The following is a 21,011-nucleotide window of genomic DNA, read 5'->3' as shown; positions in this document are numbered from 1 at the left end:
ATTTGAACGCCGTTTGACACCGCGATGATCGCATCGACGTCGTCGTGCTGGCTGGAAACTGGCTGCGGGGCGGAAAGCATGTCGACGGATCCTTCGAGGGTGACCCGAAGGGTGACATGAGCCGACCGCCGGCGGGAGTCCTGCGAGCGCGTACCGCGACGGCGCCCACAGGTTCTTGAGCGCGCGTCAGGCAGCCGCCCGGTTTCGGTGCTTCCAAGCGGTGACCGTCCGGACCGCGCTCTCCCTGCCAGCGTCGATCTTCGCCGGGTCGGTCTGCTTCGACAGGGCGGCGCGCTCCTTGCGCCCAAGGAAGAAGGCGATGCGCTCGCCGTTCGCGCCTGACGGGTGAGGCATGCCCTCGATCAGGCGGTCCCGAGTGACGCAACCCTGCGCCGCCATCCATCGGCATGCCTCCGTGACGGCAGGCCCGAGAGGCACCACGATCGCGTCGGGAAGAGACGCGAGCTCGGCTCCCGTGAAATCCAAAAGCTGCTGACGGAGCAGCGGCGACGACGTGATGCCGGGATTGCTCCCCGTGTAGTTCTTTCCGCCCTTGAACACCGGGTGACGAAGAGCGGACGCGAACTGGACCAGCCGCAGGTCCGCGCTCCAGAGCGAGGCCGTAGAAGCGATGCCGAGCGCCCCGGCGACGCCGATTTGGTCGAGCATGGCAACGAGGTTGGCCCGCATCGGTCCGGCGAAGCTTGCGGCTGCCTTGGCGAGATCCATGGCCTCGGCATCAGACAGGCCGCGCTGGAGAGCGGCGCGCGCGGTGCGGATCGCCTCGTTCGCCTGCACCTCGCCGGGCGTGATGCCGAGGATGACCACCTTGGCGGCCGGGTTCACGTGATCGAACGGGGCGTACCGAACAGCAAGGGGACCTTCCTCGGCGATGATGAGGGCAGGGTCGTGGACGTCACGGGCGGAAAGCAGGGCAGAGCGGTAGCGTGCGAAGGCCATGGTGTGGCGTCTCCGGTGAGGAATTGCGGGATTGTGGAGGGTGGTTTGGCTTAGTGCAGCCGAGGCCGCTTGGTGCGGTGGCCGACGGTGACGACGGAGCCGTCATCACCGACGACCGCATAAACGCCGAGCCAGCGCTCGACGGGCTTGAGGGCAGCTTCGCCCCCGAGGTGATGTGCAAGGCGGCGACGTGCCGCCTTGTCGAAGAACATGCGCTCGGACCCGCCGCACCGCTTCGAGGATCCGAAGGTATCGAGGTAGTCGAGCATGAACGTGGGGATGGCGCGTTGCTGAAGGCGCTTCCGGGCGTGGTTCGTCAGGCCGACAAGATCGTTCATGTCGTCGGCTCGAGACCAAGCGAGGCGACGGAACGGCGCTCCCAACGGTCGGCCCGGACGATGCCCCAGTTTCCGTTCGGGTTCGGGCGCCGCCAAGCGGGGCGGGTCATTGCCGCCACGTGCGCGAGTGCCGCAAGGTAATCGTCGAACGGTAGCTCCTCGCCCTTCAAGCCCACCGTGTAGCCGGCACCCCGGCGGCAGTCGGGGGTAAACGCGGTCCCGTCAGCGGCGACCGGGACGAACAGGAACTCGCCGACGGCATCGCCTTCCTGTGTTTCGCTTTCCGGCTCGTCGGTCTCGCGGCCGGAATCCTTCCAGATCGATTCCCTGAAGGATTCGCGGCTGCGGAGCCACTCGAGAGCCACCGCGGGAGCGATACGGCCGTCCGGCCCGGACGTCAGCCCCGACCCCTTCTTTGTGAGGAGGTTCTGGAGGCTGCGCAGTCCGATGCCCGCCAGCGCCGCGAGCTGCTCCGACGAAACCGATTTCCCGGTGTCGAGCCGGATGCGGGCCTCCGATGCCAAGGCGACCTGATGCACTTCCCTCATCTCACCCCACCGAGCGGGGATGCTGTCGGTAAAGGCCCGGAAGGCAGCAACCGTCTCTTCGATCGCGGCCGTCAGGTCGTCCGGCTCACCTCGAATGTCGGGCCGAAGTCCAAAGCCGGAGAACGCCAGAAGCTCCGTCATGTCCTGGCCGCGCTTCATCAGGTGCCCATGGTTTTGGGCATCTTCGTTCCATTCCTCGCGCCAGTTGCGGTCGTTGCCGAAGGCCTCTTCCGGTGGCGCCTGAAGACTGTCGAGAAGCTGGAGCATCGCCGCGTTGGCCGCATGTGGCTCACCCGTCAGCGTCTCGAGCCACTCTCCAGTCTGGGCGATCATGTGCAGCATGTCCTGCGGAGGATTGCCGTTGAAGGAGTCGACGAACTCTTCAGTTCTGATTTCGTGTAGCGTTGCCATTTCGTCCTCTATGCAAGATGTCTGCACCCTGCATAAACAATCCTGCGGCCCGCGCAAGCGTTAAATGCAGTGTGCTGGCATTTCGCATCAGAAATAGGCTATGCCGCTTCCGCCTCCGCGAAGCGCCCGACGTCCGCCTCTGTCTCCGCCGCGACCACGGCCGCCAACGCTTCCGACGCCGCCGTGTCGGCAGCCGCCATCGCGACCTGGTCCGCGTCCTGGCCGACGTAGGTCGAGTAGCGCAATTTCAGCTCGGTGGCTGCTGCCTGATCCTGCGCGTTCTCAAGATCGATCTGACGAACGTCCTCGCCGAGCTGCCCGGCGACGCGCTTGCGGCTCGTGATGCCCGCACGGATGGCGGCGCTGTAGGCCTGAATGTCCTGAACCGGATGCACGTACCCGCGCGCCGGCGGCGTCCATTGCGCACGGAGGTAGTCACGCGGGCGAGCGCCCTCAGGCGGGACCCAGCGTCCGGAGAGGATCGCGGTCTGCACGAAACGCTTCCAGACCGGGCCGCAGAAGAGGTCGATGAGCACGTGGTACTGGAACATCTCGATCAAGCGCACGAACTCGAGCATGGCCGCCCGGTACTGTCGGTCGCCGAGCTTCTCGAAATTCCAGGTCAAATGCTCATACGTCATGTGCAGCGACACGGCGACGGCGGCGAGCTGCTCTCTCCGGAACGGCGCGTAGTTCGCGTCGCCGGACGGCGGCGTCGCCATGTCGACCTCGTAGCCGACCGGAAGCTCGAGCCAGGTGTTGGGCTGGAGTGGCTGGAGGACGATGCCGTCGTCGTCGATCTCCCCGAAGGCGTCGGGGATGGAGCCCTCGGAGTCGAGCGGCTTGCGGTAGAAGCCGCCGAACATCGCGGCGCCCTTCTTCCTCTCCAATTCGGCGTCGTCGTAGACCGAGAGGTTGTCTAGCGTGTTCAGGGCCGTCGCGAAGACAGGCACGCCGCGCCTCTGTCCGGGGCGATCCTGAAGGAAGACGTGCATCACCTCGCTCGCCGGGACACGCGAGGTCGTCCATGTCTGGCTGCGCCCGGTGACGTAGTCCGTCGGGTGGTCGCGGTAGAGATGGTAGGCGACAATCCGGCCGATGAGGTCCTCCTCGATCGACGCGAAGATCGTGTTGCCGCCCGTCATCGCGTTGTTGTGCAGCGGCAGGTGGTCAGGCTCCATGATCTGGACGTCCAGCGGCACGCTGTCGAGGTCGCCCTCGAGCCGGGCGCGGAAGCGGGCGATCGCCTCACCGGACTGGAGCCACGTCCCGCAGACGAGCGCCTGCTTGCGGTAGAACCCGGTCTCCTCCGCCCAGTCCTCGAAGAGCTCGCCGAGGTCCTTGTACGGGGTCAACGGCTTGATGCCGTAGCCGACGACATTGCTGATCAGGACCCACAATGCGTGTTTGGCGTGCGGATTGTTCCGGACGGCATGGCGCGACCGCGCGCGGATCCGCTCAAGCTCCCCAACACTGGCGTTCGGCCCGGTGTCGGCGACGTGCTGCACGCGCTCGCTCGGCGACGCGGCCTCGTACTGCGACTTCGGGGAGAACTTCCCCCGGAGGCCGAACGCGGAGCGCATTGCGACGCCGGCGCGTTGCAGCGTCCGCGTCAGCCGGCGGGGTTCCGTGGCGGGCGGGGCGGCGGCGGCGACGGGGGCGGGCATCGAGCGGCGGGATTTCGCCATGTCAGTAGCCCTTCACGGCGAGCATGCGCACCCGGCGGACGACGGGCGCCGACCCGAGGCCCTCGAGCTGGTCGATGCGGTTGTAGAGGTCGCGCAGCGTCGCCATCGCGTTGTCGCGGGTGACATACGAGACGGTGCCGGCGGCGCTGTAGCCGACGCTCGCCGCGCCCGTGGACAGGCCCTCCTCGATGCCGCGCACGGCGGCGATGAGTTCGTCTCGCGTCCAGTAGCGGTAGCGGAGGGGCGGGCGGGATGAGTTTACCATGCGGACCTCAGGAGGCCGCCGCCGGCGCGACGGATGGGCTGCTTGACCTTGCGCTTCGGCAGCGCGGCGGTCGGGGGCGGGGCGATTTCGGGCGGGGATGCCTTCGGCGCGGCGACGGCCACCGCACGCTCTGCCGCCGCCACGGTGCGGGCGACGTCGATCTGGACGACGTCGAGGTGCTCCTCGGACTGCGCCGAGCGGTCCGGTCCGACTTCATGGACGGTCACCAGCGGCTCCTCGAGGATTTCCCCGGTCTCGGGGTCGTGCGGGGGCACGTATGGTGCAACTCCGGCTTTGTCGGCCGCAACATTCAAGTTGGTCCACTTCCGGTCGGAGACCTGAAGGCCCTCCAGCGCTGACAGGGCGTAGACCCAGCAGTCCCATTCCTCGCCCGAGTTGGCCTTCTTGTTCTTGTGATCCCAGTGCCAGCCGGAGTTCGCCTTGATGAAGACCTTGTGCTCGGCGGTGAGGCCCTCGAAGAAGTCGGTCGTCGCGCACCACGACGGGAAATGGACGGTGCCGGGGCCGCGTCCGCCACGCTTCATCGTGACCTCGAGCTGGTCCTTCGCCAACCCAGTGTCGAGCCTGAACCACTGCGTCCGTGCCGCCTTCGCAGCCTTCGAGGCCGCCTTCGGCCAGATGAAGCCGCGCCGCAAACCCTTCGGGATGTTCGCGCCCTGCACGGGCCAGAGGTTCCGGCGGGGGCGGTTGGCACAGAAGTTCTTCACGGCGTCGCCGAAGCCGCCCTGAATGTCGAAGGCGGCGGCCTGCACGAACATCTCGGCGCCGTTCCGCTTGGCGAATGGCCGCTTGAGGATCGCGTCGACCTGCGCGGCGCACTCGTCCGACCACGGCTCGTGCTGGTCGAGAACCCAGTAACCCAGCAGCCAGCATTCCTTCCCGCGGCCCCAACCCCAGACGGCGATCTCGACGCGCTCCTTCATAGCCCCGACAAGGGACTGGTCTTCGGAGCCCTTCTGCGTGTCGGCCCCGAGCGTGATGACGACGACGTCGTCCGGGCAGGCGGCCGGGTACGGCTCGCACCGCTCGACGAGCGACGACGCGGAGACAGTCTTGCCTTCGATGGGGGTCCACGGGAGGCCGAGCGTGTTGTTCCAGAACACCTTTAGCTTGGCCGCGTCGCCCTGAGCATCGAGCCAGCGCTGGACGATGCGCGTCCACGATGCCTTCGGGTGGTAGGACATGCCCTGCCACATGTGGTACCCGGCATGCCGCTCGACGTCGGGGCGGTCGGGGACCCACACGCCGCCCTCGACCATCTCGAACTTCTTGCTCTCGTCGATCTCGCAGCCGCTGTGCTCGCACTTGTAGTAGACGCGCGCGACGCGCTGGGTGCCCGGCACGAGGTCGTACCAGATGCCCCGGCCTTCCTTCCGTCCGCCCCAAACGAGGCGCTGGAACTTACCACAACAGGGGCACGTGAAATTCAGGTGACGTTGGTCAGAGCGCAACCACTCGGCGTAGACGTTGGAACTGTCGATATCGAGCGGCGTCGACCCGACGACGTCGCAACCGTCGGCGAAGCCCTCGCCGCGGGCGCGCATGAGGTCGAGCTTGTTGCCGTCGCCCTTTGCCTTCGGCCGCCAGCCGGGCGCGTCGAACTCGTCGCCATACCGACGCCGCGCCGCCTTGCCACGCAGGTTCGCGTCGCTGTCGGCGCCGCGCAGGTAAAGCATGCCGTGGTTCGACAGCATGATGTCGGAGATCGTGTCGGCCGGCTCGCCGCGAACGGGGCGACGGCGCAGGGCCGCCAGCTCCTTGATGTCTCGGAACATCGGCGCGAGTTCCTGACGCCAGAAGTTCTCGGCCTCGCGGTCCGTCGGCTGCACGACGAAGACGCTGGTCGCCTCGTGGACCAAGTTGAAGGCGATGCACTGCTTGACGAGGTTGGAATACCCGACGCGGGTCCCCTTCATGACGGTGACCTGGTCGTGGCCGTTGCCGCACATGACGTCCGCCGGCTCGCGCTGGTAACCCCACAGCGTCACCTTGCCCGGCTGCCCGGAAGTCTCCGCCGAGATGCGCCCGAACTCGTTGATCCAAGCGGAGCCGCGCATGGGCTTCGGTGGCTGAAGCACCGACGACCCAAGGAGGAAGCGGAGTTCCTCCTCAAGCAGGTCGAGACCAGCGGTGAAGTCGAGACGGCCGGGCGTGACGTGGAGCATCAAGCCCCCGAAAGAGCGGTGAGCTCTTTGTCGTAGACAAGGTTCGACAGGGACTCCGAGATCAGGCCGTCGACCGTCTCCTGGATGGTTACCGCAGGCTGCCCGACGCACCGCATGCCCGCCTTGGCGCCGAGACCGAGAAGCGACTTCCGGACGTTGGCGTAGTCGCGCGAGACCGACCGGGACACGAGGGAGATCGCGACGACCTCCTTCATGCGCTCGGCCGCGTCAGCCTCGTCCTGCACCATGAGGGCGATCGCCCGCCGACGGTCCGCCTCTTCCTTCTCGATGCGCTCGGAGTCGCCGTCGCCGAAGCGCGCGGCCACGGCGGCGGCGCTGCGCTTCTCGAGCCACTCGACGACGTCGGCGACGTCCAGTTCCCATGGCGTGCCCGTCGCCCGGTTGCCCCGCGTGATCGCCGGACAGCCTTGCTCGGTCCACTTCATGACGGTGTTCCGGTCGCGGTTCAGCATCGCGGCGACGGCGGCGAGCGACATCCGGCGCACGGACGAGTTCTTGCCACGCGGCGCGTCGTCGTCGCCCGCGCCCAGCACCTCCGCAACCTTGCTCGGCCGTCTAGCCATCCGTTCGGAATCCTTTTGTTGCAAAGACTCCCGCAGGTTTGAGCGCAACATTCGACGGCAAGTGACGACCGGAATGTTGATGTTGGACGGCGGTTTGGCAGATTGTTGACAGGGGCGGGATGCGGCCTTCCGGCATCCCCATAGTGTTGGTTGCCGTTAGTCGACGCCGCCGACGGCCTTCCCGGCGCCGTTCAGCGTACCGCGCTCCGCTATCAACGCCGTCTCCCGTGCCCCGACGTCTGCCGCAGCCGGGTTCTCCAAGATGTGCAGCTCGATGCCCCGCCTGGCGCGCACGGCGTCCGCGAGCGCGACATGGATGCGCCGGAACCCGGCCGCGTTGCCCGCACGGTATCCTCGACCGCTCAACAGGTTGCCGACGTTGCGGCTGTACTCTTTCGTCGGGCGGGTGCCGCGCGTGTAGCGCCCGACGTAGGAGCCGATGCCCTCGATGACCCACTCATAGATGCCCGGCAGATCGAGGGACGCCCCCTCGTGGAGGGTCAGCGTGAACCAGGTATCCGGCAGCTTGACAGGCTGCCGTCCGGTCAAGGCAGCCAGCTCGGCGACGCGGCGGACGATACGCAGGATAAGGCCGCTCTCGAACGCCCCCGCCAGCTTCCCTTCCGAAAAGCGATCGCCCCGTACGAGCGTCGTCATCAGCTTCGCGAGCTGGCGGACGCTTGCCGCCTCCACGGCGCCGGGATCATGCTGAAGCCGGGCCGCTTCCTCGCCGCCGTGCCACTCGCTCCAAGTGAAATCCGACAGCACCCAGCCGCCGTCGTAGGCGGCTTGAACGAAGGCTAGCGCCTGTTCCGACATCGAAAAGTACGGGAACTGGACCGCGCCGCTTTCCATCGGCTGGCCGCCGCCCCACTCGCCGCAAGAGAAGCCTTCGGCCCCGAACGTCTCCGCGAACGAGGCGAGGGCGGGCAGGTCCGGGTTCATCCGTTGCCGGGTGATCCGGCCCGCCTCGGTGTCGGGGCCGACGTTGATGGACCGCATCGAGTCGGTCACCAGCCGGACCAAGCCGCCGTCGTCCGCGAGACCCCAAGCGGCGTGGCTGCGGAACAAGATGACCTGCGCGCCCTCGGCGGCCCGCTCGCACACGAAATCGATGGCGAGACGCGACGACGGCAGTGCCTTGATGAGGTCGCTCGTAATGAGACCGGATGCCCGCGAGTGGTACGGTACGATCTCGACGCAAGCGACGCGCTGCGCGAGAGACGACATCGCTTCGTCGAACGTCCAGCCCTCGCCAACCAGGCCTTCGGCGAGCGCGGCGAACTTCGGCCACCACCAGCGAAAGGCGCCTGTGTTCGCGATCCCCGGATCGATGGACCAGAACGGCGACCGACCGGTATCCTGTCGAAGGCCGGCCAGCTTCAAGCCGCGCGCGATCGTGCCGTCGCCTTCGTCCAGCCAGTTGCCGGGATCGAGACCGGGGTTAAGTAGGCACATGACGATGTCGGCCCGGCGCAGGTCGCCGACGAACGGCTGTGGGATCAGCGACGCTTGTAGCCGGGAACGTTCACGACGAAGTTCGGCGATGACATCGGCTTGGTTGGTGGGAGCGTCCCAGCGGACGCGGTCTCGGTAACGCGTCGCGGACAGGACCTCTTCGTCGGCGGGGTGGACCCAGTGGGGGCCGCCCGCAAAGCCTTTCCAGAACTCGATCAGCCGCTCGGTCGCGTCGCCCATTCGTCACTCCTCTCATGAGAGGGGCACTCTACAGATGGCGCGGCGTCGCGGAAGCCTCTCGGACCTCGGCGATGATGCTGGCATCGATTTCAAAATTTTGTAGACGGAGACCCGGTGCGGCCGCAAATAACCCCGCACCCGGCACCCCCGTCCAGGGACCCCGGCGCCTATCCCGGTGCGCCGTCCCGCGCCGCCCGCAGCTTCTGGATCTCGTCCAGCATCCCGTCCACGATCTCGGCCGCCTCATGCTGGTCGATCCACCGACCGCATCGGTCATCGACCCGTCGGACGACGTCCTCGATGGGGATGAAGCTGTTGCGCTGGATGGCACAGAAGCGCTGCCACCAGTCGATTTCCGGGCGCACGCTGCCCTCCAGTCGGGCGGTCTCGCGCTCCGCCGCGATGATGGCTTTTGCGAAGGCGAGCCAGTCCTCCCAGCGTCCTCTCGGGTCGTAGGCCTCGCCCGTCTCGAGCGCGACCTGCTGATCGTCGCTGTGCTGGACGTAGAGGCGCGGGATCGACGAACGAGGCATCGCCTTGTCGGCCTTGCTGACACACGCAGCCGTTCGCCGCCTCTGGTCGTGCCACGTTCCCGCTTTCGCGTCGCAGAGAACTGCCAGGTGCTCGGCTGCGTCGACGATGCTGCCGAAGCAGTCTGACTTGCCGAAGACGAAGGGGGTGTCGGTCGGCAAGACGCGTTGAATCACGTGCTCCGGTTTCCACGACCACCACTTGCCGAACTCATCGAAGGCGACGCTGCCGACGGTGGCCCATGACTTGGGCGCCTCTTCCCACCGCTGAAGCGCCCACTTCGGCCGGCCGTGGTCAGTGATCACGGCTTCCCAGAGGTAGTCGTCGATCAGGTCGACGGTGGGCAGCGGGGCGGTGATCGTTTCGGTCTCGGTCATCATGCCTCACCTCCGCGCACGAACCTGGGGTGTGGACTTGCCCCCTTTTAGTGGAGAGCGTTTTGATTACGCGGCGGCCAGTCGTTCGAACTGGACGGGGCTGATGAAGTCGAGCGCGGAATGGCGCCGGACGGGGTTGTAGAAGCTGTCGATGTAGCGGCCGATGGCCGCCTTCGCCTCGGTCCTGGTCTGGAAGACGGTGCGCCAGACCAGCTCGGATTTCAACGTCTTGAAGAAGGTCTCGACCATCGCATTATCATAGCAGTTGCCCTTGCCGGACATCGAGATCAGCACGTCGTACCTGCGTAGCTCGGCCTGATAGTCGATCGAGCAATATTGGCTGCCGCGGTCAGAATGATGGATCAGGCCGGTTTTCGGGCGGCGCAGGACGAGGGCCTTGCGGAGCGCCTCGAGAGCCAACTCCTTGTGTAGACGATCGCTGACGGCCCAGCCGACGACGCGCCGGGCGAACAGGTCGATGACGACGGCGAGATACAGCCAGCCCTCTCGCGTCCAAACATAGGAGATGTCGGCTCCCCACTTCTCGTCCCGGCGTTCGGTCGCGAAGTCCTGATCAAGGAGGTTCGGCGCGATCGGGAAGGCGTGCAGGCTGTCCGTCGTTCGCTTGAACCGCCGCTTCTGCCGGGCCTTGAGGCCGTTCTCGCGCATCAGGCGCGCTGTCCGACGGCGCCCGATAGCGATCCCCTCGGCCTGGAGTTCATGCCGCATGCGAGGACTCCCATAGGTGCCGTTCGACAACCGAAACGCCGAGCGGACATGCGCCAGAAGCACCATGTCGCGCTGCTGCCGGCGGCAGGCCGGTCGATCCTTCCATGCAAAATAGCCGCTCGAGCTGACGCCGAGGACCTTGCAGAGACGCTGGACGGGGAATTCTTCTTTCGCCGCATCGATGAGTTCGAACCTCACCGACTTCCCTCCCGGGCGAAAAAAGCCATCGCCTTCTTCAGGATGCCACGCTCCTGACGAAGGATCTCATTCTCCCGCCGCAGCCGCTTCATCTCCGCAGCCATGTCCTCGACGCGGTCGGGAGGCGGGCTTTCTATCAAGGCGTCGCGCCGCTTGTCGATCCAGCGCCGCAGTGTCGATAGCCCAACGCCAAGGTCCTCCGCGATCTCGCGCTGCGTCCGGCCGCTCGTCTCAACCAGACGGACGGCTTCCTCCTCGAATTCCTTCGTAAATCGTCGCTGTGTCTTCGCCATGGAGTTCCTCATGCCTCATTGAGAACTCTCCACTTTTCCGGGGCAAGTCCAGTGCAGCAGGTACAGCAAGTGCGGGACGCCCAACGCGGTGTAGACGTCGATGTAGTCCCGTTCGCACAGGTGCGTCCGGTCGCCCGTCAGTTGGGCGCGGAGCACGCGGTACGCTTTGGCGCTCACGTCCGCGAAGTCCTCGGCCTCCTCGCGGTCGAGCTCTCGGGCCTTGTCAGCCGCGAGCTCGGCGAGAGCGTGCGGATCCTCCTCGGCGCCCGCCGAGACTTCGAACTCGCGAGGCGTGTCACGACCCACGCGGCGGACGTCCCAGGTGCTGTACGTGTGGATGGCATACCCGGGCGGCCGCTGGCGGGTGAAGACGTATTCGTCCCCGCCGACCATCGTGCGGAACTCGTTGATGTAGCGGTTGCGCCAGTCGGACATCACGCAGCCCCTTGGTCCGTGCCGTTGAACGCGTTCACCCGGTTGCCCCACTCGCTCTCGACCGCCTGCCGCTCCTCGGGCGTCGCGTCCGCGAGGCTGGTTACCCGATGGTGCCACGCCATCTCGGCCGCGCGCTCCTCGGGGGTCAGGCGCATGAGGTATCCGCCGGCCATGATGCCGCCTGGCTCCTCGATGCCGTCGTTGGCCCACTTACGCGAGAGGGCCATCCAATCGATCTTCGGACAGCCAGTGTCGAACTCGCGGCCCTTTGCCGACATCGCGGTCATGATGGACTGCCTGATGTCCTGCATGATCTCGGCACGGATCTCGTCGTCGACCGCATCCAGTGAGTCTCCGATTCCGCTGCGGCTGCCCAGGTCGTCGAGGATGGCCTCGGCAGCCTGATCCACCCACCCGTCCCGCAGGACGTACACGGGAGGCATCGCGACGTCGTTTTCGCCGGCGCCGAAGGTGCGGACGGCGTCCGGGTTCTTCGCCCTCGTCCAGTCGCCAACCGACACGACGGGTCCGAGGCGAACCTCGCGGAGGCGGGTGCTGTAAGGCCCGAGGACGACGATGCCGTCCGGCTCGGTGGTGTCTTTGGGGGTATCACCCATCTCAGCGCTCCATGTCATCGTTGACCTAGAAGCGTGCTTGCCGGCGGAGCCGGACACAACGGGCGGCGCGGCGGCCCCTTAGTGCAATCCGTTGACGGACGCAGGAGCGACGGGCCTCACATTCCGAAAAGTCCACCAGACGGACTTTTCAGAATGTGAGAAGGGGCCGACGCCCGTCAGGACGCCGACCCCTCCACGTATAGGGCGACTCGAAAGCCGCCCTGGTTGCGCCTAGGGCGCTTCATGCTCGCCATCCGCAGCCCGTCGGCGGCGGATGGGCTGGTCGCCACCCGGAAGCGCGACCCCTCATGCACACACGATGACCGCACGGTGCGGTCACGGTTCTCTCCAGCGCGCTCTTCGACATCCCTGCATACCGCGGAGACTGCCTGTACCCCCAGTGTGGACGGGGCTGCACACGCAGCGGCGGGGCGCCTCCATTTCAGCCGGCTCGGGCAACCCTGACGAAACGCTCGGCGACCGCTATGCAAGATACGAGAGCGCACCTGGAGGCAGCATGGCATTCGTCGACACCGAAGAAGGGCATAACGCCCCGCGCGCCACGGGCGCCGACATCGAACGCCTCCGCCACATCGTGACGACGGCGACCCAGAAGCTCTTCGCTCAGATCGCAGGCGGCCGGATCCGCTGCGAGAGCGAGGCAACCCTCCAGCTTCACCTTGGCCGGATCATCTCGACGGTGGCTGACCTCGAACTCGTCGACAGCCGGGAGACGATCTCGATCGAGCTGGAAAAGCCCTTGATTGACGCGTCGGGACGCTCGGGCAGAAAGACGTCGCGCGGTCGTATCGACATCTGGTTCCGGATCGGGAAAGGAGATGGATCCAAGGCCCGTTGCGCGATCGAGCTAAAGTTCTTCAAACGAGCCAACCACCGCGAGCCCAACAACAGGTACGACGCCTTCTCCGACATCTCACGGTTAGAACGGTGCGCCGATGTCGCCGACGTGGGCTTCTCGCTGATCGCGACGGATCACACGCACTACCATGTGCATCCCGGCTACAGCGACGACACCAAGGCCTTCGACTTCCGCGACGGGGCGTCCTACCGCGCCGGGACGCCGCTGACCTACAAAACTGCGATGCCGTACGGAGATGCGATCACACTTGGCTCGGACTACGAGTTCAGATGGACCGCCGCGCCGTCGGGCGGCGGTCTCGGGTACCTCCTGCTTGAGGTTGCCCCTCGAACCATCGACGCAGCCCCCACCGTTGCCGAGGAAGCCGTTGATGATTGATATGCGCACCCAGCACGCCACGGCGTCCAGCCTCCGCGAACGTATCCTAGAGCACTCCCTCGTCGCCGACATCTGGCGGCTTCTGTGGAGTGCCGGGATCACCGACGTCGAGATCCTGCGGTCCGAGTTCGATGGCTACGGCTACGACCTTGTCATCGCTTGGGGCGTCGTCGTCCGGCACGTGCAGCTCAAGGCCGGGCGCCTCAAGAACCCTGGCAACTTCGACATCGCCACATCGCTGGCAGACAAGCCGTCCGGCTGCGTCGTCTATCTCGACGTCGACGATGCACTCGAGGTTCGCGCCTACTGGTACTTCGGCGCCGAACCCGGAGAGCCGATGCCGTCGCTTGAAGGCTATCGGCCGGCGAGGCGTATCGGGCGAACCGCGGAGGGCGTGCGGCCGGATCGCAAGAACCACGTTCGGCTGCGGGGAAGCGGCTTCCAGCGGTTGGACGGACTGGAGCAACTCGTCGAACGGCTTCTCGGGCGAATCGACGGGGGAGGCGAAACCACGTGAGCTCGCGCCACATTCCTCCTCCTAATCCCCGACCTCGTCAGCCGTTTGACCGAAGCAACCGTGCCAGCACCCCGCCTGCACGCCGCCGCTCCCGGGCACCGCGCAAGCTCATCCGAAACCTCGCTGTCGGCGTCGCCATGGCCCTCGTGGCCTTCGTCGTGGCGGCGACCGAAGGTCAGGGCTGGTTCGGATCGATCGACGGCGCCGACGCCCAACGCACGACGGCATCCGGCTCTGCGGCAAAGCCCAACGCCGCCCGCAGCCTTCCCCTCTGCCCGCCCAAGTTCCGACGCGGGGGAGGCGGCGTCACATGCATCACTGACGGCGACTCCGGTGTGGCGAACGGCGAGCCGTGGCGGCTGACGACCAGGTCCGGCGGCGTCGACGCACCTGAAGTCGGCCGGCCGGAATGCGCCGCCGAGCGCACGGTAGGAGACCGCGCCACGCGGCGGCTCCAGTCGCTGATGTCGGGGGGCTACACGATGTCGGGCGGGAGCACGGACAGGCACGGGCGGCGGCTCGTCACCGTGACGCTAGCTGACGGGAGGGACGCCGGGCAGGTGCTCATCGACGAAGGGCTGGCGCAGCCTTGGCCAAACTTGGGGAACCCGTGGTGCTAACGGGGCCTCTGCGAGGCCATGGTGGCACGTTCAACGACGGGATCGCGTTCGCTTTGACCACGGACTGGGAGCTGCCAAGTGGCCACCATTAAAACTCATGCTAAGCCGAAGTTGCTCTATCGCTACAGATCCCTTTCCCCGCATCCATCCAAGGATAGCAGTGCGGGGAGAGTAGATAAGTTCGGCATTAGGTAGCAAAAGCCACAAGATCGGCATCCCGTTTCCGGGTACGAATCCGCAACATTCGCGGGAGTTCGGGCAATGGGTTTCGAGGACGATCTCAAGGCCCGCAGGGCGGGTGTGGCGGCCGAGATTGCCGAGTTGCGCTCGAGGATTTCGGTGCTGGAAGGCGTGCTGTTGTCCTTTGACGGCATCATCCACTTCTACGACCCGTCGGCGGCCGTAGCGGCACCGTTACCGAAAGCAAAGATCTCTCGGCATCCATTGCCGCTTCAACTCCAGCAGATCAACAAAACCGAGGCAGTGTTCCAGACACTGCGCGAGGCTGGGCGGCCGATCTCGACGGGCGAGTGTGCTGAAGCCATCGGCATCCGCCACGGTGTTGATCCGGCAGATCCCGCACTGAAACGCTTCTCCAGCAACGTCTCCGCGACGCTCAGTGGCCTGATGAAGCGCGATCGCGTGCGCCAGGTGCGGGCGGCGGACGGAATCAAGAACCTTTGGGAGATCGCAGCCTAAGATGGCTCTGGATCGTCCTTCTTCGGCTTCTCCCAGATGAGGTCCGGCGGGCAGTTGCCCTGCCAGTAGCCGCAAAGAAACCGTGAGGTGGGGCGGTTAAGGGCTAGACCGAGGAGCGTCTTCGTCTGGAAGCCGTTCGCCCGGCCTCGGAAGTCCTCGCGCCAGGCGACATCTGCAACGTACCAGTCGAGATACTTCATCGAGAAGCGGTGGTGGATGCCGACATAAGAGCGCTCGAGGCGACTGAAGAAGCTCTCGACGAGGTTCGTGTTGTAGCCTTCCTTCGTGGCGTAGGCCTCGGAATGGTTCACCCGCTTCATGCGGTTGAGCCCGAGGAGGTCGTCGTAGCTGGAATGCTCATCGGCGTAGACGGTGACATCCCTCGACACGTGGTCACGCACGGCCGCCCACGCCGCCTCGCCGTCCTCGTTCTGGATTACCCGCGTGAACGTCGGGCTGCCTGGTGCGCGGCCGCGGATGGCGAGAGCGCAGAGACGGTCTGGGCTGCGGTTCTCCTTCAAGCGCCTGTCGACGCGGTCCTCGGCCTTGTTCTTCTTGCGCACATGACCGCCGATGTATTTGCCGTCGATCTCGACCTCGCTGTCGATGCGCATTGTCTCCCGCCGTGCCGCCACGACTTCGCGCAGCTTCATCAGGAGCACCCAGGCCGTCTTGAACTGCACGCCGATCTCGCGGGAGAGCTGGAGCGCGGCCTTGCCCTTCACGGAGTTCGCGGCGAACCAGATCGCGATAAGCATCTTCTTGAAGGACAACTTGCGGAAGGCAAAGGCCGTGCCGGAGGTGACCGTGAAGACCTTCTTGCAGGCGCCGTCGGAGCACTTGAAGCGCGACCGTGTCATCCCGTAGCAGCGCAGCGTCCCGCAGTCAGGACAGTACGGTTTGCCTTCCGTCTTGAACCAGCGTGCCTGCTTGAACCAAGCGTACGCCTTCGCCTCCGTGATCCGCGCAAGGTCCATGACCGTCAGCGTCCGGCAGTCCGGGGAGAGGAGGAAGTGCTGCCCCATGGCTCAGCGCCTCCCTCGGAACGAGGCGAGACTGGCGCGGTATTTTACAGCTCCGGACGACGGTCGGGACGATGCGCTCGATGAAGATGGGGGACGACGGGATCATGCTCGGGCTCCGGCTGGAGGTCGGTCTCGTGACGAACGATGACGACGCGCGACAGGGGTCGCGGCGGGTGGATGTCAGCGCTGTGCTATGAGCCGATAGAGCATAGTGGGTCTCGTACCAGGAACCCCGACGGATGTCGATCGTATTCCCGCGATGCCGTCAACGAGGGTTTCAGAATGCGGCTTACGTCCGCTTCAGCGGGTCGGTCCACTGCGACTTTAGCCCTGGCGCAATCTTCCCCGGGCGGTCGGAAGCATAACGGGAGACCGTCCTTCCGGCATCGGCAATATCAGATATAATCTGGCTTGCAGACTCGATGATCTCGAAATTTTCCAAAACCTTCAAAAACATGCGGGTCGACAGCATGTAGACCTCGGGATGGGTCGCCAAGACAGCGCCATTGCCAAACGGAGCATCTTCAGAAAGAAGGAGAACGATCTCCTCTTGAGGCGGCGACGCGTTGATGCGCTGAAGAAGCCATGCGATCGACGCGTCGCCTATGCCCTTCGAAGGGTGCGTTTCGTCTCCAGCTTCCTCTTGGCGGACGGCATCCTGCCAAGTCTCGAGGAAAGGGGTTTTCACTACGTGGCAAATCTTCCCGTCGAACTGGCCGAACCAAGATCCAAGGACGTTACCCCCGACCTTATTGGGGTATCGAAGGCATTCCGACTTCACGACATCGGTAACGCGCACTCGCAACGAGAACTGATCGAGCAAGTCCAGACGGTCGCAGGCAGCCAAGCTGATGAGAGGACCAGTATCGACGATCACCAGCGTGACCGGAATGCGACTCTCGTTCAAGCGGCACGAGTTCCCGACGAAGCAATCGGGTCGTTGCTGGTGTTCTTGGCAATGGCATTTTCCACCGCCTTCGTCACGGCTGATGAGACGCGAAGCTCGCCGTCGGCCATGTCTAGATTGATATCGACCCCACACGCTGCGGCCAAGCCGTACAACTCCAAGACATCCACGGCCCCGGATAGCGCCATCGCGCGCGAGGCAGTGATCTCACCCTGCTGCCATGCTTCCAGCGCATCGTGAACTGACATCATTTTCGTGACCTCTGCCGACTAGCCCAGAATGTATCCCTTGCCATAGCGGACAGCAAGCGCACCTCGGTGCGGCCGACACTCCGGCAAGAAACATCGAGCGTCGCCAGCCCGTTAATCAGCGTTTTGTGGTCTTTGCTACCTAATGCCGGATAAGTTCGAGATGGAGATCCGGGCCATCGAAGAGCATTACGTCTTCTGCCCAACATATCCGGAAATGAACGACGCAATGGAAGGCTTGTACGATGCCGCGTACGGCGGGAACGAAAGGCACCAATACCGGAGGTTTGTCGAATCCGTTCGGCATCAGAAGCTTAGTTTAGGTATCGCGGCGTTTTCAGAGAGTTGGGATAACGAGCTGATGTGGGCGCACTATGCGGATGGCTTCCGGGGCATCTGCATCGCCTATGACGTCGAAAGTCTCCTTGATGGCCTAGAGGACCAGACTGCCACGCTTGCTCGGATGGCTTACGGTGAACAGCCCCAAACCGTGGAGGTGTCCGGCAGGGACGAAGGGGAGCATGCGCGGGCGATACTCTCTACGAAAAGCCTGAAGTGGGTCTACGAGCGGGAATGGCGGCTATTCGTGACTAGCCGTGGACAAGCAGGATATGAGCCGGGCGCCGTTCGCCATGTCTGGCTGGGCGCGCGTATGCAACCCGACATTAAGAACCGTGTCCAGAGTCGGGTTGAACTGATGAATATCGAGGTTCATGAGACCCGCGTTGACGGCTACCTCGTTCGCAAGGCACGTCGTTGAATCAACGTCGAAGCTGGTGACCAGAGGCAGGGGGAATTATGCGCGAGATTTACGCGAAGGCCGCAGTGCGGGCGACGGCACTGAACCGGAGGGCCGAACTCGACTGGACGCTCGCGGGCATCGTCTTCGGCATGGTCGTAGGCTTCATCTTCGGCGGCATCGGGATCGCCGGCCGGGGCGACGCCATCGGCGTGTGGGGCTTCGTCGCGGGGGCTGTCGTCCTTGGGCTTATCGGCAACCGCATCGGTACGGGGCGTGACCGCGCGGCGTTGGCGCGGAAGGCAAGCGGGCGATAAGCTTGCGGATCACGTCGCTGTCGGCCACGAATGCCTCCTGTCGGGCGGCAAGTACCGCGTCGCCCAGAACGGCTCCGGACGGGTAAGCGACCACAGGATCGCCATCGCCTGATCGTTCTGGCCGCGCGCGAACAGCCCTGCGACCGTATCGGTGGCTGCTTGGACGAAGCGTCGTCTCTCCGCTGCCTCGGCTGCCCGGAAGGCGCGGACTTCGTCGAGCACCTGGTTGATGCCGAGGGGAGCTGCGGGCGCGACCTCGACCGTGTTCGTCATGACGGGGCCACCGTAATCGAGGACAGGCGGCGTGAGGGCGGTGGTGCCGAAGGCGTTGCCCATCACGCGACCTCCGGTGTCGGAAGGGCATCAGGAACCCACCCGCTGGCCGCTCCCTCGCGGAGATCGAGCTGCCGCGCGGCATGATCCATCGCGGCGCCGAGCGTATCGAAGCCTACGCCAACGAATGGGTCATCATCCCATTCTGCCGAACCAGTCAGCCCGCCGGCCGACCATCTCCATCCCGCGGCTTTGTCGAAGAGGACCATGTAGGTGTCGTTCGGATAATCGCGTACCTCAGCAATTCGACTGTCGTCCCAGTCCATCACGCCATCTCCCTTTCCATGAGCACCGCCCGCTCGCCTTCCGGCACCCCCAGCAGCGCTTCAACGACTGCTAGGCTCTGGCCCAGCAGCCCCGCCGTGCGCGACGCCGCACGCCGACGCGTCGCCGCAACCTCGGCGATGCCCATGGCGGCCCGCGCGTCTTCCCACAGCGCCTCGTCGTCGACGTAGCCGAGCCGCGCGTTGCCGAGGTGCGGGATGCTGCCCATACTGCGGAGGATGCCGCCGACGTGGCGGACGTCGACGGGGTCGGTGCCGATGATCCTGATGGCGGCGCGCAGGCCCTCGCGGGAGCGGCGCCCGATTTTCGCGGACGTCGGCTGGATGGCGAGGAGGATTCGCTTGGCGCGGGCCTCGCCCGTCACCGCCAACCAGTTGCGCAGAATGACGTCGTTGCGCGCCTTGCGCTGGACAGCCGGTGGCGGCTCGGTCGGTGGCGTGCGGCTGACGCGGATGCCCGTCGGCGTGTAGCGGGTGTAGGCCATGGTGCTCTCCCTCAAGTGCATGGAGAGAAGCGTGGTTGCCGGCGGCGCGGGCGTCAAACCGCCGGCACGATCAGGCTACGCCGCCTCGCGCAACACCGACGGCCCGAGCGCACGCTGCTTGAACCACGTGATCGCCTGGAGGTTGACCATCTTGGCAATGTCGGACCATTCCAGTCCCGAGGCATCGAGGTCGGCGACGCTCTCCTTCCGGACGTCGTTGCCGACCCACTTCAGGAAGTCCCCAGCGCGGCGCATGTCGGTGACCCCGCCGCATGCCTCGGCCAGCCCCTGCTCGAGGCGCGCGTCGGTCATGTAATGGTCGACGAACTCGCGGTGGCTGGACGTCGCCCACGAGTTGATGCGCGCTGGCTTGGCGTCCTTCGTCACCTTGTGGCTGCCGCCCTTCACCTTGAAGGCCATCGTGGCGAAGCGCTCGAGCGTGCACTCGGCCGCCGGGAAGAAGACGAGTCCTTCACCCGGTCCCTCGATGTCGAAGAGCTCGGCGATGTACGGGTCGCAGCGGTCGATCGCGGACACGTCGGCGTTGATCTGTTCCACGACCATGCGCACGCCGACCTCGTCGCCGAAGTCCATGCGGTGGGCGTCGCCATGGTAGGGCAGCACGTCGAAAGTGCGGTCGAGCAGGAAACCCGTGATCGCTCGGATCGTCGCCGGATCTGAGATCAAGAGGTCGCGCTCCGGAAGGTAGACGGCGAAGGCGAAAAAGCACCGCTTCGGGATGTCGGACACCGACACGAGCTTCTGGACGCCCGGCCCGGCCCATTCGCCAAAGACGACCATCGTCTGCGGGTCGAACAGGCGTCCGACACGGCTCGACCAGTGCCAAGCCGTGTCTCGCACCCAAGCGGCGAAGTCGTAGTTGTCGGCTTCCGGCGTGGCATCGGACGAGCGCTTCTGCGCGGTGACTGTGCCATCGGCGTCGATCCGGATGGCGGCGTTCGTGCCGTGCAGCTTGATCTTGGCCCGGTAGTCGACGACCTCGGTCCCGAGCATCATCTTGGCGTTGTGTCGGTAGACCGTGTGGAAGGCCTCGATCGACGGCCACTTCACGAACTCGCTCATGCGTCTTCTCCCATGCGCCCGAGGGCTAGGGAGAAAGCGTGGTTGCCGGCGGAGCGGGCGTCAAAGTCCATTCGCAACCCTCAGAGATGCGATCGCAAAACAGGTTGACGGCTACTCTACTACTCATTACTACTCAAAACCGGGATGAGGAGACGGCGATGAGTGACCTGCGAGCCATTGAGATCGATTTCGATGTCCACAAGCTGATTGAGACCGAACGACGCAGCTTCGGGGAGAAGCCAAACGACGCCTTGCGCCGTCTCCTCGGGCTAGCGGAAAGGTCGGCTCCCTCCGAAGGCGAACGCGTCGCGCCGGCCGCGCAGGGCAGGCCGTGGGTTGGTGAAGGCATGACGCTGCCACACGCGACAGCGCTCCGCATGAGCTACAACAAGCGCCAGCACGTCGGGGAGATCGTCGACGGCAGGTGGGCGGTCGAGGGGAAGGTGTACGACAGCCCATCGGGCGCGGCGAGCGACGTCGGGCGGACGAAAGGCGGCGGGAAGACTCGTCTCGACGGCTGGAACTACTGGGAGGCCCAGTTGCCCGGTGAGTCCGAGTGGAAGGCCATCGCCAGCATGCGTCCGGGCGCGAACATGAGCGCCGAGGACCTCATCAAAGAGCTGAACCTGTAGTCAGCC

The 21,011-nt window shown here is 65.4% G+C and carries 26 protein-coding genes; 7 read left to right on the top strand and 19 right to left on the bottom strand.

Annotated elements, in window-relative coordinates:
- Nucleotides 1-186: 186 nt before the first annotated feature.
- The 12 genes from Sa4125_RS15095 to Sa4125_RS15040 all read right to left on the bottom strand — a co-directional run bounded on the left by Sa4125_RS15095 (nt 187) and on the right by Sa4125_RS15040 (nt 11,858).
- The gene (locus Sa4125_RS15095; RefSeq protein WP_223999080.1) at nt 187-960 is read right to left on the bottom strand and encodes a hypothetical protein; all 774 of its coding nucleotides are present in this window, start codon (nt 958-960) and stop codon (nt 187-189) included.
- 50 nt (nt 961-1,010) lie between these two features.
- The gene (locus Sa4125_RS15090) at nt 1,011-1,298 is read right to left on the bottom strand and encodes a hypothetical protein (RefSeq protein ID WP_223999078.1); all 288 of its coding nucleotides are present in this window, start codon (nt 1,296-1,298) and stop codon (nt 1,011-1,013) included.
- The gene (locus tag Sa4125_RS15085) at nt 1,295-2,314 is read right to left on the bottom strand and encodes a hypothetical protein (RefSeq protein ID WP_223999076.1); all 1,020 of its coding nucleotides are present in this window, start codon (nt 2,312-2,314) and stop codon (nt 1,295-1,297) included. The genes Sa4125_RS15090 and Sa4125_RS15085 overlap by 4 nt, the downstream gene beginning before the upstream one ends.
- Nucleotides 2,315-2,355: 41 nt before the next feature.
- The gene (locus Sa4125_RS15080) at nt 2,356-3,945 is read right to left on the bottom strand and encodes a phage portal protein (protein ID WP_223999074.1); all 1,590 of its coding nucleotides are present in this window, start codon (nt 3,943-3,945) and stop codon (nt 2,356-2,358) included.
- A 1-nt stretch (nt 3,946) separates the two neighbouring features.
- A complete protein-coding gene (locus tag Sa4125_RS15075; protein WP_223999072.1) occupies nt 3,947-4,210 on the bottom strand; it encodes a hypothetical protein in 264 nt (87 codons plus the stop codon).
- Nucleotides 4,204-6,396, bottom strand: coding sequence for a terminase gpA endonuclease subunit (locus Sa4125_RS15070; protein ID WP_223999070.1), 2,193 nt, complete (start codon nt 6,394-6,396; stop codon nt 4,204-4,206). The genes Sa4125_RS15075 and Sa4125_RS15070 overlap by 7 nt, the downstream gene beginning before the upstream one ends.
- Complete coding sequence (locus Sa4125_RS15065) at nt 6,396-6,980, bottom strand: terminase small subunit (RefSeq protein ID WP_223999068.1); 585 nt, start codon at nt 6,978-6,980, stop codon at nt 6,396-6,398. The genes Sa4125_RS15070 and Sa4125_RS15065 overlap by 1 nt, the downstream gene beginning before the upstream one ends.
- 156 nt (nt 6,981-7,136) lie before the next feature.
- Entirely contained in the window at nt 7,137-8,678 is a 1,542-nt protein-coding gene (locus Sa4125_RS15060; protein ID WP_223999066.1) for a DUF6508 domain-containing protein, read from the bottom strand.
- Nucleotides 8,679-8,845: 167 nt separating this feature from the next.
- Entirely contained in the window at nt 8,846-9,589 is a 744-nt protein-coding gene (locus Sa4125_RS15055; protein ID WP_223999064.1) for a hypothetical protein, read from the bottom strand.
- Between the two features lie 63 nt (nt 9,590-9,652).
- Nucleotides 9,653-10,806, bottom strand: a protein-coding gene (locus Sa4125_RS15050; protein ID WP_223999062.1) for an IS3 family transposase whose coding sequence is annotated in 2 segments (ribosomal slippage) — nt 9,653-10,542 and nt 10,542-10,806 — 1,155 coding nt in all. Because the reading frame shifts where the segments join, the coding sequence is not laid out codon by codon here.
- 15 nt (nt 10,807-10,821) lie between these two features.
- Nucleotides 10,822-11,241, bottom strand: coding sequence for a hypothetical protein (locus Sa4125_RS15045; RefSeq protein ID WP_223999061.1), 420 nt, complete (start codon nt 11,239-11,241; stop codon nt 10,822-10,824).
- Nucleotides 11,241-11,858 carry a hypothetical protein gene (locus Sa4125_RS15040; RefSeq protein WP_223999060.1) on the bottom strand — a complete coding sequence of 206 codons (618 nt, stop codon included), beginning with the start codon at nt 11,856-11,858 and terminating at the stop codon, nt 11,241-11,243. Before Sa4125_RS15040 ends, Sa4125_RS15045 begins: the two co-directional genes overlap by 1 nt.
- 517 nt (nt 11,859-12,375) lie before the next feature.
- Here Sa4125_RS15040 and Sa4125_RS15035 point away from each other — a divergent pair.
- The 4 genes from Sa4125_RS15035 to Sa4125_RS15020 all read left to right on the top strand — a co-directional run bounded on the left by Sa4125_RS15035 (nt 12,376) and on the right by Sa4125_RS15020 (nt 14,952).
- A complete protein-coding gene (locus tag Sa4125_RS15035; RefSeq protein WP_223999059.1) occupies nt 12,376-13,116 on the top strand; it encodes a hypothetical protein in 741 nt (246 codons plus the stop codon).
- Nucleotides 13,109-13,633, top strand: a complete 525-nt coding sequence (locus Sa4125_RS15030; RefSeq protein ID WP_223999058.1) for a hypothetical protein — start codon at nt 13,109-13,111, stop codon at nt 13,631-13,633. Before Sa4125_RS15035 ends, Sa4125_RS15030 begins: the two co-directional genes overlap by 8 nt.
- A gap of 137 nt (nt 13,634-13,770) precedes the next feature.
- A complete protein-coding gene (locus Sa4125_RS15025; protein WP_223999057.1) occupies nt 13,771-14,253 on the top strand; it encodes a thermonuclease family protein in 483 nt (160 codons plus the stop codon).
- A 261-nt stretch (nt 14,254-14,514) separates the two neighbouring features.
- Nucleotides 14,515-14,952: a hypothetical protein gene (locus Sa4125_RS15020; RefSeq protein WP_223999055.1), complete on the top strand. Its 438-nt coding sequence runs from the start codon at nt 14,515-14,517 to the stop codon at nt 14,950-14,952.
- Here the strand turns inward: Sa4125_RS15020 and Sa4125_RS15015 are convergent.
- From Sa4125_RS15015 to Sa4125_RS15005, 3 genes are all read right to left on the bottom strand, one after another.
- Entirely contained in the window at nt 14,949-15,977 is a 1,029-nt protein-coding gene (locus Sa4125_RS15015) for an IS1595 family transposase (RefSeq protein ID WP_223999053.1), read from the bottom strand. The genes Sa4125_RS15020 and Sa4125_RS15015 overlap by 4 nt on opposite strands.
- Nucleotides 15,978-16,266: 289 nt before the next feature.
- Entirely contained in the window at nt 16,267-16,884 is a 618-nt protein-coding gene (locus tag Sa4125_RS15010; protein ID WP_223999051.1) for a hypothetical protein, read from the bottom strand.
- A complete protein-coding gene (locus Sa4125_RS15005; RefSeq protein ID WP_223999049.1) occupies nt 16,881-17,135 on the bottom strand; it encodes a hypothetical protein in 255 nt (84 codons plus the stop codon). The genes Sa4125_RS15010 and Sa4125_RS15005 overlap by 4 nt, the downstream gene beginning before the upstream one ends.
- A gap of 160 nt (nt 17,136-17,295) precedes the next feature.
- Here Sa4125_RS15005 and Sa4125_RS15000 point away from each other — a divergent pair, with 160 nt between their 5' ends.
- Together Sa4125_RS15000 and Sa4125_RS14995 are read left to right on the top strand one after the other, a co-directional pair.
- Nucleotides 17,296-17,892, top strand: coding sequence for a DUF2971 domain-containing protein (locus Sa4125_RS15000; RefSeq protein WP_223999047.1), 597 nt, complete (start codon nt 17,296-17,298; stop codon nt 17,890-17,892).
- 38 nt (nt 17,893-17,930) lie between these two features.
- Nucleotides 17,931-18,188: a hypothetical protein gene (locus tag Sa4125_RS14995; protein ID WP_223999046.1), complete on the top strand. Its 258-nt coding sequence runs from the start codon at nt 17,931-17,933 to the stop codon at nt 18,186-18,188.
- Between the two features lie 9 nt (nt 18,189-18,197).
- On the opposite strand, the gene Sa4125_RS14990 is transcribed toward Sa4125_RS14995, so the two are convergent.
- From Sa4125_RS14990 to Sa4125_RS14975, 4 genes are all read right to left on the bottom strand, one after another.
- Nucleotides 18,198-18,524 carry a hypothetical protein gene (locus Sa4125_RS14990; protein ID WP_223999045.1) on the bottom strand — a complete coding sequence of 109 codons (327 nt, stop codon included), beginning with the start codon at nt 18,522-18,524 and terminating at the stop codon, nt 18,198-18,200.
- On the bottom strand, nt 18,524-18,787 hold the full coding sequence (locus tag Sa4125_RS14985; protein WP_223999044.1) for a hypothetical protein: 264 nt from the start codon (nt 18,785-18,787) through the stop codon (nt 18,524-18,526). The genes Sa4125_RS14990 and Sa4125_RS14985 overlap by 1 nt, the downstream gene beginning before the upstream one ends.
- On the bottom strand, nt 18,787-19,290 hold the full coding sequence (locus Sa4125_RS14980; protein WP_223999043.1) for a hypothetical protein: 504 nt from the start codon (nt 19,288-19,290) through the stop codon (nt 18,787-18,789). Before Sa4125_RS14980 ends, Sa4125_RS14985 begins: the two co-directional genes overlap by 1 nt.
- A 75-nt stretch (nt 19,291-19,365) precedes the next feature.
- Nucleotides 19,366-20,373, bottom strand: coding sequence for an RNA ligase family protein (locus tag Sa4125_RS14975; protein WP_223999042.1), 1,008 nt, complete (start codon nt 20,371-20,373; stop codon nt 19,366-19,368).
- A 158-nt stretch (nt 20,374-20,531) separates the two neighbouring features.
- Here Sa4125_RS14975 and Sa4125_RS14970 point away from each other — a divergent pair, with 158 nt between their 5' ends.
- Nucleotides 20,532-21,005: a hypothetical protein gene (locus tag Sa4125_RS14970; RefSeq protein ID WP_223999035.1), complete on the top strand. Its 474-nt coding sequence runs from the start codon at nt 20,532-20,534 to the stop codon at nt 21,003-21,005.
- The last annotated feature ends 6 nt before the right edge of the window (nt 21,006-21,011 follow it).

The organism is Aureimonas sp. SA4125, from assembly GCF_019973775.1.
Taxonomy (GTDB): Bacteria; Pseudomonadota; Alphaproteobacteria; order Rhizobiales; family Rhizobiaceae; genus Plantimonas.
This window is presented reverse-complemented; position numbering and strand designations above follow the sequence as displayed.